The sequence below is a fragment of the Rhizobium sp. CRRU65 genome (assembly GCF_048551595.1).
GTDB lineage: Bacteria > Pseudomonadota > Alphaproteobacteria > Rhizobiales > Rhizobiaceae > Rhizobium > Rhizobium leguminosarum_J.
Genome location: NZ_JBLYZH010000013.1, coordinates 138,367 through 152,728, shown reverse-complemented (window position 1 = coordinate 152,728; position 14,362 = coordinate 138,367). Strand labels below are relative to the sequence as shown.

At 62.3% G+C, this 14,362-nt stretch carries 13 protein-coding genes and 1 pseudogene; 6 read left to right on the top strand and 8 right to left on the bottom strand.

Translation table 11 applies throughout. The annotated features are described in order from the left end of the window. Window positions 1-131: 131 nt before the first annotated feature. A complete protein-coding gene (locus tag ACM5SV_RS24570) occupies window positions 132-731 on the bottom strand; it encodes a TetR/AcrR family transcriptional regulator (RefSeq protein ID WP_012755140.1) in 600 nt (199 codons plus the stop codon). 119 nt (window positions 732-850) lie between these two features. Here ACM5SV_RS24570 and ACM5SV_RS24565 point away from each other — a divergent pair, with 119 nt between their 5' ends. Further along, window positions 851-2,077, top strand: a complete 1,227-nt coding sequence (locus ACM5SV_RS24565) for an MFS transporter (protein ID WP_017996133.1) — start codon at window positions 851-853, stop codon at window positions 2,075-2,077. Between the two features lie 78 nt (window positions 2,078-2,155). Here the strand turns inward: ACM5SV_RS24565 and ACM5SV_RS24560 are convergent, their stop codons facing one another. Further along, window positions 2,156-3,058, bottom strand: a complete 903-nt coding sequence (locus ACM5SV_RS24560; RefSeq protein ID WP_017996134.1) for a LysR family transcriptional regulator — start codon at window positions 3,056-3,058, stop codon at window positions 2,156-2,158. Window positions 3,059-3,152: 94 nt separating this feature from the next. On the opposite strand from ACM5SV_RS24560, the gene ACM5SV_RS24555 reads away from it, so the two are divergent. The 3 genes and pseudogenes from ACM5SV_RS24555 to ACM5SV_RS24545 all read left to right on the top strand — a co-directional run. After that, window positions 3,153-3,476 carry a nuclear transport factor 2 family protein gene (locus tag ACM5SV_RS24555; RefSeq protein ID WP_017996135.1) on the top strand — a complete coding sequence of 108 codons (324 nt, stop codon included), beginning with the start codon at window positions 3,153-3,155 and terminating at the stop codon, window positions 3,474-3,476. Further along, window positions 3,473-4,252: an SDR family oxidoreductase gene (locus ACM5SV_RS24550; protein ID WP_017996136.1), complete on the top strand. Its 780-nt coding sequence runs from the start codon at window positions 3,473-3,475 to the stop codon at window positions 4,250-4,252. Before ACM5SV_RS24555 ends, ACM5SV_RS24550 begins: the two co-directional genes overlap by 4 nt. Window positions 4,253-4,260: 8 nt before the next feature. Next, a pseudogene (locus tag ACM5SV_RS24545) lies at window positions 4,261-5,277 on the top strand (GMC family oxidoreductase); the annotation flags it as partial. A gap of 81 nt (window positions 5,278-5,358) precedes the next feature. Here the strand turns inward: ACM5SV_RS24545 and ACM5SV_RS24540 are convergent. From ACM5SV_RS24540 to ACM5SV_RS24520, 5 genes are all read right to left on the bottom strand, one after another. Further along, window positions 5,359-6,273, bottom strand: coding sequence for an SMP-30/gluconolactonase/LRE family protein (locus ACM5SV_RS24540; RefSeq protein ID WP_017996138.1), 915 nt, complete (start codon window positions 6,271-6,273; stop codon window positions 5,359-5,361). Between the two features lie 14 nt (window positions 6,274-6,287). After that, entirely contained in the window at window positions 6,288-7,238 is a 951-nt protein-coding gene (locus ACM5SV_RS24535) for an ABC transporter permease (protein ID WP_017996139.1), read from the bottom strand. Further along, complete coding sequence (locus ACM5SV_RS24530; RefSeq protein ID WP_003550647.1) at window positions 7,235-8,182, bottom strand: ABC transporter permease; 948 nt, start codon at window positions 8,180-8,182, stop codon at window positions 7,235-7,237. The genes ACM5SV_RS24535 and ACM5SV_RS24530 overlap by 4 nt, the downstream gene beginning before the upstream one ends. Then, window positions 8,179-9,627, bottom strand: coding sequence for a sugar ABC transporter ATP-binding protein (locus ACM5SV_RS24525; protein WP_032996975.1), 1,449 nt, complete (start codon window positions 9,625-9,627; stop codon window positions 8,179-8,181). The genes ACM5SV_RS24530 and ACM5SV_RS24525 overlap by 4 nt, the downstream gene beginning before the upstream one ends. Window positions 9,628-9,699: 72 nt before the next feature. Beyond that, window positions 9,700-10,716, bottom strand: a complete 1,017-nt coding sequence (locus ACM5SV_RS24520) for an ABC transporter substrate-binding protein (RefSeq protein ID WP_003562388.1) — start codon at window positions 10,714-10,716, stop codon at window positions 9,700-9,702. Between the two features lie 280 nt (window positions 10,717-10,996). Here ACM5SV_RS24520 and ACM5SV_RS24515 point away from each other — a divergent pair, with 280 nt between their 5' ends. Beyond that, entirely contained in the window at window positions 10,997-12,235 is a 1,239-nt protein-coding gene (locus ACM5SV_RS24515; RefSeq protein WP_003562389.1) for a GAF domain-containing sensor histidine kinase, read from the top strand. A 13-nt stretch (window positions 12,236-12,248) separates the two neighbouring features. Next, window positions 12,249-12,971, top strand: coding sequence for a response regulator transcription factor (locus ACM5SV_RS24510; RefSeq protein ID WP_003562390.1), 723 nt, complete (start codon window positions 12,249-12,251; stop codon window positions 12,969-12,971). A gap of 54 nt (window positions 12,972-13,025) precedes the next feature. Here the strand turns inward: ACM5SV_RS24510 and ACM5SV_RS24505 are convergent, their stop codons facing one another. Then, window positions 13,026-14,351 (bottom strand): PLP-dependent aminotransferase family protein, encoded by a 1,326-nt coding sequence (locus ACM5SV_RS24505; protein ID WP_128406666.1) that lies wholly within the window; start codon window positions 14,349-14,351, stop codon window positions 13,026-13,028. Between the last annotated feature and the right edge of the window lie 11 nt (window positions 14,352-14,362).

Sequence of the window (14,362 nt, the reverse complement as noted above, 5' to 3'; positions counted from 1 at the left end):
GACGGGTCTGGGTATCTGGCATGTTTCAGGAAATGCCAAAAACGTATCAGAGTGTGGAGCGGTGGCTACACAGCGGCAGGAACGCGATCGTCAAGGGAACGACCCAGGCCCGATGGCGCCTGAATAGAAAATCAAACACCTCCTTGCTGCCTGCGGAGGCTGCCCAACATAGCCTTGAATCCCGCGACCGCCCGCTTCGAAACCGCCTCCGGATTCTCCGCATTGGCGATCCACAGCGCCATATGGCTGCTAGCGCCATTGATGAGGCGAGCGGCGGTTTCGGTGTCGATATCGATGATCTCGCCATCGGCCTTGAGACGGTCGAGGCTGCGGGAGAGGGCGGCGATGCAGCCGGGGGTGTTCTGCCATTGCGAGATATCGCCGAGCACAGCCGGGCCATCGCGAAACATGATACGCTGGATTTCAGGCTCAAGCGCCATTTCGATATAGGCGGAGCACTCGTCGACAAATCCCTGCCAGCGCGTGGGAGCGGCGGCCGAGACCTCGTTCAGCCGGTCCGTCATTTCTGCATCGATTTCGATGATGACGGCCTGGAGCAGGCCCGTCTTGTCACCGAAGTGGTGATAGAGGGCGCCGCGCGTCAGTCCCGCTTCGCCGGTGAAATCGTCCATCGAGGCTTCCGCGTAGCCGATCGTGCCAAAGGCACGCCGCCCGGCTGCGATCAGTTTGCCGCGGGTCTCTGCGATCATCTCCTGGCGCGGTTTGCGCATCTCTTCTCCATTGGCATACGCCGCGTATCTTTTTCATTGACATACGGAACGTATGCATTATCTAGAACACATACGCTCCGTATATAAGCGTTCTATCCGATATCTGGAAGGATCGTCCCATGTCAAATCCGTATAAACAAATATTCGCGGCACCTGGGGCCAAGGGCTTCTCCGCAGCCGGCTTTTTCGCACGCCTTCCTATCGCCATGGCGCCGATTGGCATCGTCGCCATGCTTTCCCAGGCACGTGGCGAATATTGGCTGGCAGGCGCCGTGTCGGCGACCTATGCGCTCACCAATGCTGTGATTTCACCGCAGATTTCGCGAGCGGTCGACCGACTGGGCCAGACGGCAGTCGTCGTTCCAACAACCATGGTATCGGTGATGGCGTTCATCGCGCTGATCACCGCGGCCAATCAGAACTGGCCGGTGTGGACGCTATTTGCCTCTGCCTTCCTCGCGGCGGCCATGCCAAGCATTCCGGCGCTGATGCGGGCGCGCTGGACGGAACTCTTTCGCAACCGGCCCGAACTCAACACCGCCTTCGCGTTCGAAAGTGCCGCGGACGAACTGGTCTACATCGCCGGCGCCTCGCTGTCGGTCGGGCTGGCCGTCGCCCTATTCCCGGAGGCCGGCATGATAGTGAGCACAGCTTTTCTGGCGCTCGGAACGGCCGCCTTCATCGTGCAGCGCGGCACCGAGCCGAAGGTGCGTCATGTCGCCGGCGCGGCTTCGGTTGGCTCTGCGATCCGCCAGCGCCCGGTGCAGATCATCACACTCGCGCTGATCTTCGTCGGCGCGATCTTCGCAACCGCTGAAGTGAGTGTTGTCGCCATCACCAAGGAGCTTGGTCAGCCGAATGCCGCAAGCCTGGTCATCGGTGTCTATGCCCTCGGTTCCTTCCTAGTGGGTTTGACCCTCGGCGCGCTAAATATCCGCATCCCCTTGCACCGTCAGTTGTTGATCGCTGTTGCGATCCTCGCCCTGACCTCGCTGCCGCTGCTCGTCGCCGGCAGTTCGGTAACCCTGCTTGCTGTGGCCGTCTTCGTCAGTGGCATCGCAATCTCGCCGACCTTTATTACGGCCTTCGGACTGATTGAGCGTCGCGTGCCGGAATCGGTGCTGACGGAAGGCGTCACCTGGGTAATGACCGGCATCGGCATCGGCATGGCGCTCGGCGCTTTCGTCTCCGGCTGGGTCGTCGACAGCTACGGTCCCCAGAGCGGATTCTGGGTGTCTGCAGCCGCCGGGGCCGCAACCGTCCTTATCATTGCGCTCGGTCAGCGCACCCTCTCGGGAGAGTGCAACGGCGGGGAAGATTGCGCGATGCTGGAACCGGCGCAGTAGTAGGCGGGCGGTAGGCAGGAGCGACGCAGGAGGGTTCACCGCCAACGGTTCTAAACCGTTCAAGGTGAAGGCAGTGGGTCAACCCACTTTTCGGGAGAACTCACGAGCTAAGTCGAGGAATGCTCGGACGCCAGCCGATAGATTTCGGCGTCCAGGATAGTATAGACATAGCCCTGGATACGGCGGCGTCCAATCTTTCAAAACGCGCACAACGCGCCCCGCCTCTATGTCCGAGAGAATGTCCTGTTCAAAGAGATAGCCCACGCCGGCGCTTTCGATCACAGCAGTCCGCGTAAGACTGGTCTCGTCGAGTGCGATTGGCCCCCGCACGTCGATCTGCAACGACTCGCCGTCCTTTTCGAACCGCCATCGAAACAAGGAGCCGTCTGGCAGGCGAACACGAATGCACCTGTGACTGAGAAGATCCGGAGGCACCGTGGGCTTACCATGTTTCTCGAAATACTCGGGCGACCCAACCACTGCGTGTCGCTGAGGCCGGCCGAGCGAAACGGCAATCATGTCGCTGGGAACGAGGCCTTCTACCCTGACGCCCAGATCGAACCCGTCCTTGACGATATCGACCATTTTACCCTCGGTAACGATATCAACATTCATGTCGGGATAGCGGCGCAGGAACTCCAGCACGAGCGGTGAGACGATGGCGCGCGCCGCAAATGGCGCTGCGTTGATCCGTATCGTACCGGAAGGAGTCTCGCGGTGGGAGCGTACCAGATCCAGAGCAGCATGGAGATCCTGAAGCGTGGGCCCAACCTGCTGCACAAACAACCGGCCGGCATCCGTCAGCGACACACTGCGGGTGGTGCGGTTAAACAACCGCACGCCAAGTCCCGCCTCGAGCCTGCTTATCGTATGGCTCAACGCGGTCGTGGACATACCGAGATCAATGGCCGCTGCTCGAAAAGTCCCGCGCCTGGCAATTGCAATGGCCGCTTCAAGTTCCTTCAGGCTGGATAGCTCCATCGTCCCGATCTGTTCATCATCGCATGCCGGTTTATCCCACTTATTTACGCAATGGTCGAGGGATAAGTATCGGTTAGATTATGAGGAGAACACAATGGACATGCCCGGTATCATAAACACGTACTTTGAAGCAGACCGTCGCAATGACGCGGATGCGCTGCTGGACACCTTTGCGATCGAAGCCGTCGTCGAAGACGAAGGAGCGCACCATCAAGGCGTCGCCGCAATCCGCGAGTGGTGGGTGGCGGCGAAGAAGGCCACCCAATACCGTGCAGAACCCGTGGAATCCGCGATTGACGGCAACAAAGCAATCGTCCGAGCAAGGGTGAGCGGCCAGTTTCCCGGTAGCCCGGTGATGCTCACCCACGGCTTCACCCTCAAGGACGACAGGATCGTCTGGCTGGAGATCCGGTCATGACCGACTTTCTCAACCTGAGGGGCAAACGCGCACTCATTACCGCTGGAACAAAAGGTACCGGCGCTGCAACCGTCAGCCTGTTTCGGGAGCTAGGCGCAAAGGTGCTGACGACAGCGCGGGGCCGTCCGGAAAGCCTGTCGGAAGAAATGTTCGTCGAGGCGGACCTGACCACGGAAGAGGGATGTGCAATCGTCGCAGAGGCCACGCGGCGGCGCCTTGGCGGCGTCGACGTCATCGTCCATATGCTCGGTGGCTCTTCAGCGGCCGGAGGTGGATTTTCTGCACTGTCGGAAGACGACTGGCATAAGGAGCTGTCGCTCAACCTTTTTCCAGCCGTTCGCCTGGATCGGCAACTGGTTCCGGGCATGGTCGCTCAAGGAAACGGTGTGGTGGTGCATGTGACATCCATCCAGAGAGTCCTGCCGCTTCCAGAATCGACGACCGCCTATGCTGCAGCCAAGGCAGCACTTTCCACTTACAGCAAGGCGATGTCGAAGGAAGTTTCGCCCAAAGGTGTTCGTGTCGTTCGGGTGTCGCCGGGCTGGATCGAAACGGAAGCTTCGGTCCACCTTGCAGAGCGCCTGGCGAAGCAGGCCGGAACTGACCTTGAGGGGGGCAAAAAGATCATCATGGACGGGCTGGGCGGCATTCCGCTGGGGCGTCCGGCAAAGCCGGAAGAGGTCGCAAACCTGATTGCCTTCCTCGCTTCGGACCGGGCTGCATCAATCACTGGTACCGAATATACGATCGATGGAGGGACAGTGCCAACAGCCTAGGCGCCGACAGAGGGGCATCGATCGCTGAACTGCGGATCCGAGATGGCAAGCGGGAATCCGTGTTCGGATCCTATGTCCGTCCGCTCATGTCGCGGCCGAACCTGACGGTGCTGACCGATGCCCTGGTCACGCGTCTCATCTTCGATGGCAAGCGGGTGATTGGTGTCGAGGTTCTTGTCGATGGTCAGCGACGTCAGTTCACGGCGCGTTGCGAGACGGTGCTGTCGCTTGGCGCGATCAACACGCCGAAAGTCTTGATGCAGTCGGGTATAGGCCCGGAAGATGAGTTACAAGCTCATGGCATTCCTGTCGTTCAGCACTTACCTGGTGTTGGTCGCAATCATCAGGATCACCTCGCATTCGGCTGCACCTGGGCATATCGAAAGCCTGAAACCATCGGTGGTAGCGGCTGCGAAGCAAAACTATATTGGAAAAGCGACTCGCGTCTTGCCCAGCCGGACATTCTTCAGTGCCAGTTGGAGTTCGCCGTGCCTTCGCCGATCGAGACGGGTCTCCAAACGCCCGAACATGGCTGGACAATGTTTAGCGGTCTCGCCCAACCGCAAAGCCGTGGTCGACTACGGCTCTCCGGCCCGGATACAAATGACCCCATCCTAATCGAACCCAACTCTTTGAGTGAACCAGAAGACATGGCTGCTGCCCTGGTCGCGGTGGAGCTATGCCGGGAACTGGGAAACAGCGAAGCGTTTACGCCGCTGGTGACGGGAGAGACAGCGCCAGGCGCGCGCGATCGATCGGGAATGATTGACTTCATCCGCAGATCGGCCGTCACCTACTGGCATCAATCCTGCACAGCCAAGATGGGACGCGACAGCATGTCGGTGGTCGATAACGAGCTCAAAGTGTACGGTATTGATGGCCTTCGCATCGCAGACTCCTCGATCATGCCTCGCATCACCACCGGCAACACGATGGCGCCTTGTGTTGTCATCGGAGAGCGGGCGGCCGATCTGATCCGGGAAATGCATGGCCTTACGAGCGGAGGGTTCAATCAGCCCATATGATGAAGAGATTTATGTGCACTCGGCGGCCAGCATACGGGGCGGGCCGCCGAGCTTTTTGTAGCAACGGTTTGTATTGCGACCTCACGGCACCTGAGCCCCACTCACCGCCACATAAACCGAATAAACCGACCGCGTCGCCGCAATAAACAAACGGTTGCGTTGAGGCCCGCCGAAGGTGAGGTTGGCGACGGTCTGCGGTACCCGGATCTTGCCGATCAGTGTACCCGCCGGGTCGAAGCAGTGCACGCCATCGGCCGCACTCGACCAAAGGTTCCCGTTCACGTCCGTGCGGATGCCGTCAGGAATGCCGTTGTCGATCAGGCAGAAGACGCGGCCGTTTGCCAGCCTGATGCCGTCGATCACGTCGAAAGCGCGGATGTGGCGCGGCAGGCTTTCGTCATGGCTGGCGGCCGAATCCGCCACATAGAGGATTGTCTCGTCGGGCGAGAAGGCGAGGCCGTTCGGCTGAATGAAATCCGTGACGACTGCGGAAAGCGCCCCGGTCGTCGGATCGAGCCGGTAGACGTTGCGGGTAGCTTGCTCCGGCTCGGCGCGATAACCTTCATAGTCCGACATGATACCGTAGGTTGGGTCGGTGAACCAGATCGAGCCGTCTGATTTCACCACCACATCGTTCGGCGAATTGAGCCGGGCGCCCTCGAAACGGTCGGCAAGGACGGTGATCGAGCCGTCGATCTCGGTGCGGGTGACACGGCGCGCGCCATGTTCGCAGGAGATCAACCGTCCCAGCCTGTCGCGCGTATGGCCGTTGGTGAAGTTGGAGGGTTGGCGATAGACGGAGACGCCGCTCTCGGGCGTCCAACGCAGCATGCGCTGGTTGGGAATGTCGCTCCACAGCAGCTGGTTCGCATCGTTGAACCAGACGGGACCCTCCGCCCAGCGGCAGCCGGAATAGAGTTCGTCCAGACCGGCACTGGTCACGATCATCTGCCGGAAGCGCGGGTCGTGGATTTCGTAAATGCTGGCCTCGGCCATGGCGGTTTTCCCGTTTATCGCATGCCGGCCCGGCGACCGCCGGCGAGCATGATAACGCTGATGATGATAAGGCCGGTCATGATCAGGCGGATGCCCGCGCCGAACCCATAAGTATTGAGCATGGAGACGACCAGGAACATGAAGAGCGATGCGCCCCAGATGCCCGGTACGTTGGAATCGCCGCCGGCAACCGCCGTGCCGCCGATCACGACGACGGCGATCGACATCAGCAGATATTCCGTGCCCATGTTGAGCGCCGCGCCGCCGGAGAAACAGGCGAGCAGATAGCCTGCGACCGATGCGAGAACCGCACAGAAAAGGTAGGTGACGAGACGCGTGCCATCGACCGGTATGCCGGCCATGCGCGCTGCCGGCATGCTCTGCCCGATCGCCGAGATCCAGCGTCCGTAGATCGTCTTCTCGAGCAGGAACCAGGCCAGCAGCGAGATCAGGAATGCGACGATCGCCACATTCGGCACGCCGAGCGTGTTCGACGTGGTGAACTCCGCCAGCACGCTCGGCGGCTTGATGCGCAATCCGCGGTTCGTCCAGATCGCTGCGGACTGGACGATGAAGCTCATGGAAAGCGTGGCGATGATCGGCGGAATGCGCAGCGCCTTGATGAGCGCATAATTGCCGAGGCCGACGACAAGGCCGATGACGATGGCGACGAGAAGCCCGGGCAGGATCATGCCGTTTTCGACATTCATCAGCTTCAGCGCAACCGTGCCGGCAAGCGTCATGGTGGCGGGAACCGAGAGATCGATGTTGCCGGGGCCGAGCGTGATGACGAACATCTGGCCGATGCCGACGATGACCGAGAAAGCCGCGAAGGTGAGTGCTGCCTGCGACAGGCCAAGCGTGCTGGCGCCGAACGTCACCATGATCGTCAGGAACCAGACGACAAAGGCGGCAAGCCACGACCAGATCCAGGGTTTGCGGAACAGGCGCAGGAGCGGGGTCATCGGCGTTTCTCCCGCTTCTCCAGGCGGTTCAGCATCAGCCGAAGTGCCAGCACGATGATCAGGATCGCGCCCTGAGCCCCGATCTGCCAGTCCGGCGAAATGCGCAGGAAGGACAGGAACGAGCCGGCAAGAGTCAGTGTCAGCGCGCCGATGACGGCGCCGATCGGGGAAACGCGGCCGCCGATGAACTCGCCGCCGCCGAGGATCACGCCGGCGATCGACAGCAGCGTGTAGCGCAACGCGATATTGGCATCAGCCGAGGTCGTCAGGCCGACGAGGGCGATGCCGGCGAGCACCGCAAAGAGGCCGGCAAGACCATAGGCGGCAGCGCGCGCCCCGACAATCGACCAGCCGGCGCGCTCGACCGAACGCTGGTTACCGCCAATGCCGCGCATCAGCACGCCGAGCGACGACCGCATGACGAGAAGGTGGGCGACCAAGGCGATGACGATGCTGGCGACGATCGCCATCGGCGCCAGCGGCGGCTTGACGGTCATCAGCCAGCGCACCCAGTCCGGCGCCTGTCCGCCCGGTGCCGGCAGCAGCAGGACGGCAAGGCCACCCCAGACGAAGCTCATGCCAAGGGTCACGACAATGGACGGCAGGTTGCGTAGATAGATGACGACGCCGAGGCCCGCATAGGTTGCGATCGCGCCGGCCAGGATCAGCACGCCGATCACCGGGGCATCCCGCAGAAAGGTCGCGGTGACGCAGGCGACGAAGCTGACGAAGGCGCCCATCGAGAGATCGAGATCGTTGACCGCCATCACGATCATCTGGGCGATCGTCGCAAGCGCGATCGGCACAGCCAGGTTGAACAGCAGGTTGAGCCCGACATAGCTCATGGCGCGCGGCTGCAGCCAGAAGACGGCGGCGAGCAGCAGCGTCAGCGATAGGGCGGGAATGGCTAGACGCAGGGCGTCGGACGACAGCCGGAACGTCATGCGGCGACCCCTTCGAAGGAGGCGGCGATGATGTTCTTCTCGTTGACCGCGTCGCCGGCGAGTTCGGCCGTGATGCGGCCTTCGCGGAAGACGTAGACGCGGTCGCAGAGGCGAACCTCGTCCATCTCGGTCGAGTACCAGATGAAGGTGCGGCCGCGCGCCGCTTCCTCGCGGATGATCGCGTAGACCTCCTGCTTGGTGCCGACGTCGACACCGCGCATCGGATCGTCCATCAGGACGACAGGTGCGCGCGTTGCAAGCGCGCGGGCAAAGAGCACCTTCTGCTGGTTGCCGCCCGAAAGCGACAGGATGCGGTTGTCCATATGGGGCGTGCGGATCTCGATCCGCCGCTTCCAGTCGGCGCCCTTCGCCTCTTCTTCGCCCGCGAGGATGAGGCCGCGCCGGGAGAGGTCACCGAGCGAGGCGATGGAGAAGTTGCGCAGGATGCTCCAGAGTTCGAAGACGCCGTTTAGGCGGCGGTCGCCGGCAACGAAGGTGACGAGCGGATCGCGCTGGGGCAGCCAGTTGCTCGACTGGGCGGCATGCAGGGCAAGCAGGAGCTCGGTCTGCCCATGGCCGGCCAGACCCGCCAGTCCGATGATCTCGCCCTTGCGGGCCGCAAAGGGAAGACCCTTCGCCTGATGGGACAGAACGAGCGGAGCGATGGATTGTTCGCGGGCCGAGCGCTTGGTTTCCTCCTTCGCAACAGTGCCCATTGCTTCGACGAGGCCGTGATGGTCGAAGCCCTGCGCCGGGCGCTCGGCGACGACGCGGCCGTCCTTCATGACGACGATGCGGTCGGAGGTTTCGAGGATCTCGTGCAGGATATGAGAGATGAAGATGACGGACCCGCCCGTGGCGATGAAGCGGCGGACATGGTCGAGCATCTGCCGGGCAAGGCTTGCATCGAGCGACGAGGTCGGTTCGTCGAGGATCACCAGACGCGGCGCAATGCCGGCGTCGGAAAAGGCCATTGATATCTCGACCATCTGCCGCTCGGCGATCGAAAGATCCCCCACGGCCCGGCTGCTGTCGATGCCATGGCCGGGAAAGACGGCGTCGAGGCTCGTTTCGATGATTTGTGCGGCGCGCCTTCGCCAGCCGAAGCCTCCGAGATGGCGATGCATGATGCGCGTGTTCTCGACGATCGAAAGGTTGGGGCAGAGCGAAAGCTCCTGGAAGACGCAGCGCACACCGCGGGCACGCGCAGCGTTGATGCCATAACGCTCCAGCCGTTCGCCGTCGCTTGCCACACCTCCTTCGTGCGGTGTGAGACCGCCGTTGATGACGCTGACGATGGTGGACTTGCCGGCGCCATTGTGTCCGACAAGCCCGACGCATTCGCCCGGCATGACGCGAAGGGTCACGCCATCGAGTGCCCTGACTGCGCCGAAACTCACCTTGGCGCCATCGACGGCGATCACCGCCTTCAAAACGTCATCCATGCTGCCCGCCATGCCTGCTTGAAAAAAAATGCCGCGCGACCTTCTGCGGATGCGCGGCAGTCGCCGGGAGAATTACTTTGCGGACTCGATGACCTTGATTGCGTCTGCCTGCGTGTATTCCACGTTGGCGACGCCGCCGGCCTGGGTATTGGCGAGGTTGGTTTCGAGATTGTCCTGGTCGATGCGCAGGAAGGGCACGACGAGGTCCTTCTTGACTTCCTTACCGTCGAGGATCTGCTGGGCCACCCAGAAAGCGAGTGTGGAGACGCCTGGCGCGATGGATACGGACATGGTCTCGTAGCTCTTCGCGTCCTTCTGCTCCTTCCACCACTTCAGTTCGTCCTCGCGGTTGCCCATGATAATGATCGGCATCTTCCGGTCGGTTGCGGCAATCGCCTGTGCGGCGCCATAGCCGTCACCGCCCTGCGTTACGACGCCGGCGATGTCGGGCAGGCTCGGCAGGATGCCGGCAACAGCCTTCTGCGCCACGTCTTGTGCCCAGTCGCCGTGAACGGAGCCAACAATCTTGAACTGCGGGAACTGCTTGACACCGTCGTGGATGCCCGCCGAGATTTCGTCGTCGACGAAGACACCGGCAAGGCCGCGGATCTCGAGCAGGTTGCCGCCGTCCGGAAGTTTCTTCGATAAGTACTCGACTTCACTGCGGCCCATTTCCTTGAAGTTGACGGCGATACGCCAGGCGCAGGGTTCGGTGACGATACCATCGAAGGACACGACGGTGATCCCGGCGTCGCAGGCTTCCTTGACCGCACCGTTCAGCGCCGTCGGCGAGGCGGCGTTCAGCACGATGGCGTCATAACCCTGCAGGATCATGTTCTGGATCTGCGCGGCCTGTTCCGTCGCCTGGTTCTCGGCGGTGGTGAAAGGGTCGGCTGCGGCAACGGTGCCGGCCTTCACGGCTTCGCCCGTCACCTTGCCCCAACTCGTCAGCATGGCCTGGCGCCACGAATTGCCGGCATAGTTGTTGGAAAGGGCGATTTTCTTGGCCGATGTCTCGGCAAAGGCGGAAACGGGCATCGCGGCGCAAGCAATAGCGGCCGATGCCAGAAGCATCTTACGGATTGTCATGTCTTCCTCCCTGATGATCGCGCTGGTCGGCGGATCGCTTCACTCCTGCCGGCCCAATTGGGTCCGAGTGAAAATTGTTCTTGCACTGAGCTTCCTCCTCTCAGTAAGGGCAGGATGCGGGAGATCGACCGGCCTGTACAGGGGCAAGGCGGCAATCCGTTTGCGGGATTTGCGCAACAAGCTGCGGGTTTACGCAAGACGGCGGCGCTTCCGCGGGCGCTTACTGCGAAGGGTCGCGGCGGGTTGAGGAGCCTGCTGCCGCCTCGGGGAGGAACTGACGATGCTGCATCTCGTACCCGCAGCCATGTTCGACCATTATCTCGGCATTTCCCGGCTGCTCGCGGGCCAGCTCGACTTCCGCTCGGCTATCCGTTCCGTCGCGGCCGAGGTCGCCCATATCATCCCGCACGACCACCTCGATGTCTGCGTGCTGCTTGAGGGCGGTAACTACCACACGGCCTACGAGACGGGCATCGAGACCGCCTGGGGCGGGCTTGCCGGTGCGCCTGTTGTCAACAGCCCCATCCGCGCGCTGCTCTGGGGCGAGGTGGATTTTCTGCTGGCGGACGACGCCATGACCGACCCTCGTTTCCACTTCGAGGGCGCGTTCAAGCGGCCGATCGTCGAACAGTCGCTGAGAAGCCGCTTGCATGTGCCGATGAAGGTGCAGGGCACGATCATCGCGGCGCTTTCCTGCTCGTCGCACCGGGCGGGCGTCTATACGATGGAGGATATCGAACGCGCCCGCATCATCGCCGACCTGCTGACGCCCTATTTCTTCGCGCTGCAGGCGGCCGAGCAGGCGCAACGCTCGGCCATTGTCGAGGCAGAGGCCCGCGCCCGCGAGGAGGGCTTGCGGCAAGGTGCACTGAAATTGACCGAAGCCCTGGAGCAGGAACGCCAGCGCATCGGCATGGACCTGCACGACCAGACGCTCGCCGACCTGACGCGGCTCGCCCGCCGGATCGATCGACTGTCGCGCCACGGCGAGGTGGCGCCCGAGACGCTGGAGCCGATCTCCCGTTCCCTGCAGCATTGCATGCAGGATCTGCGGCAGATCATCGAGCAGGCAAAACCCTCCGTGCTCCAGCTCTTCGGCCTCGCCCAAGCGATCGAACATCATCTGGACCGATCGACCCGCGACAGCGGATCGGGGATCGAATGGGGCCTTGTCGACGAGACGCACGGCGCACTGGAGCGACTGGAACCGACCGTCAGCGTCGCGCTGTTTCGGATTGCCCAGGAAGCGATCAACAATGCGGTGCGCCATGCCGCGCCCCTGGCCGTTATGGTGCGGCTTGAGGCCGACGAGGAGCGGCTGTCGATCGAAATCTCCGACGACGGGACCGGGCTCACCAAGGCGCGGGGACGGATCGGCGGCGGCATCGACAATATGAAGACCCGTGCGCGGCTGATTTCGGCGCGGTTCACGACCGGCCCCGGCCACAACAATCGCGGCACTGTGGTGCGCGTCGTGCTACCGCTCGTACCGAACCACCCGGCAATCGGGCCAAACTGAGGAGAAGGGCGCAATGAAGGTTCTGATCGTCGAGGACGACCCGCTGCACCGGTCCTATCTGCACGAGGCGGTCAACGCGGCTCTGCCGGAATGCGATACGGTGATCGAGGCGGAGAATGGAACCGTCGGCGAGAAGCTCGCCCGCGACCACAAGTCGGCGCATATCGTCATGGACCTGCAGATGGCAAACCGCAACGGCATCGAGGCGGCGCGCACCATCTGGAAGGAGCGGCCGGAGACCCGCATCCTGTTCTGGTCGAATTACTCGGACGAGGCCTACGTACGGGGCGTCTCGCGCATCGTGCCGGATGGCGCCGCCTATGGCTATGTGCTGAAATCCGCCTCCGACGAGCGGCTGAAGCTTGCGCTGCGCTCGATCTTCATCGAGAGCCAGTGCGTCATCGACCGCGAGGTGCGGGGCCTGCAGCAAAAGAGCCTCGGCCAGACGAACGGCTTTACCGATTCCGAATACGAGATCCTTGTCGATATCGCGCTCGGCCTCACCGACCGGGCCATCGCCAAACGTCGGGGCCTTTCCCTGCGCAGCGTGCAGAACCGCCTGCAGCAGCTCTACGACAAGCTCGACGTCTACCAGAGCGCCGGCGACGACCACGAGGACGGCCGCTTCAATTTGCGCGCCCGCGCCGTCACCGTCGCTTTCCTGCGCAAACTCCTGAACTACAGCGCTCTGGAGCGGGCTGAGGCAGAACTGCAGGAATGGCTTGAGGGAAAGTAGTTCCGGACTTGCGCGGAATGAACGGGGATCAGAGACCTGGTGCGGCCCAGCCGTTCACGGCGCATGAGCCAGCGCGATCGCATCGGCGGCTTCCTCGCAGCGATCGCTGAGCGTGCTGGTCGCCACGCGAATATGACTGCTTGGCAGGACGGAGAATTTGCTGCCCGGGTTGACGGCGATATTGCGTGCGGCAAGCGTCACCATCGCGAATGGTTCGGAGACGACGGGCACCCAGAGGCACAGGCCCTGGCTTGGTGGTATCGGTATTCCCCGTTCGCTGAGCGCATCGGCAAGAGCGTCGCGCCTCTGCCGATAGATCTCGCGCGCCTCGGCGATAAGCTGCAAGGTTGCCGGATCGCGCAATAGCCAGGCGGCGGCACCTTGCACGATACGGCTGGTCCAGCCGGCGCTGAAGGAACGGTAAGACTGGATCTGGTCGACGATCGGCGCGGAACTCGACAGAACTGCGAGACGCAGATCCGGGCCGAGGCTTTTCGAGAGTGAGAGGATATGGATCGTCCGCTCCGCAAATCGGTCGCCGAGCGACTGCGGAGGTGCCGCCGACACGTCGCCGACGCCGTCATCCTCGATGATAAGCGTATCGCTGTCTTCCAGCACATCGCCGAGCTGATCGAGGCGGGATGAACTGACCGTAACGCCGGTCACCGAATGCAACCGCGGCTGGAACAGGAAAGCCGCCGGACGTTGCTGCAATGCTTCGCGCAGCGAATCCGGCAGCGGGCCTTCGCCGTCGCAGGCGACAGGGATGATTTTTACGCCGAGATCTTCCAGAATATCGAGCAGCCGCATCCCGGTCGGATGTTCGATCGCGACCGACGAACCCGAGGAAACCAGTGCATGCAATATCGTATAGACGGCGTTGTAACCGCCATTGGTCGCCAGAAAGGCTTCCGCCTCATAGGGCCATCGCTCTGAAACGGCGTCCTTCAACTCAGGGACGATCCGGCTGCGCTCATAGCTGTTGAGGTCATCGACGGACGCGCCATAGGCCATCGCTTCGGCGAGCCGCGGAAGAAGTGCTGCATCCGGCCCGGCTAAGGTGAGGTCGAGCACACCTGCCGCATAATTTCCCGAGCTGGCGAGGCGTTCCGGCTTGGCGACAAAGCGGTCACCGCTGACCCAGGTGCCGTTGCGCCCCCGGCCGCTGATGATCTTCTGCCGCCGCAATTCGCTCCAGGCTTCGGAGATCGTCGCCGGGCTGACATGCAATTCGTAAGCGATATCGCGGATCGCCGGCAGGCGCGTCCCAATGGGCAGGACACCGGCACGGATCAGCGCGCTCGTTTCGAGAGCGATCCCCCTGATACTGCGGTCGGCTATTTTTTCGGCAAACCAGGAGGCTTCGACCGTATCGCCCATTTTTCTCTCAC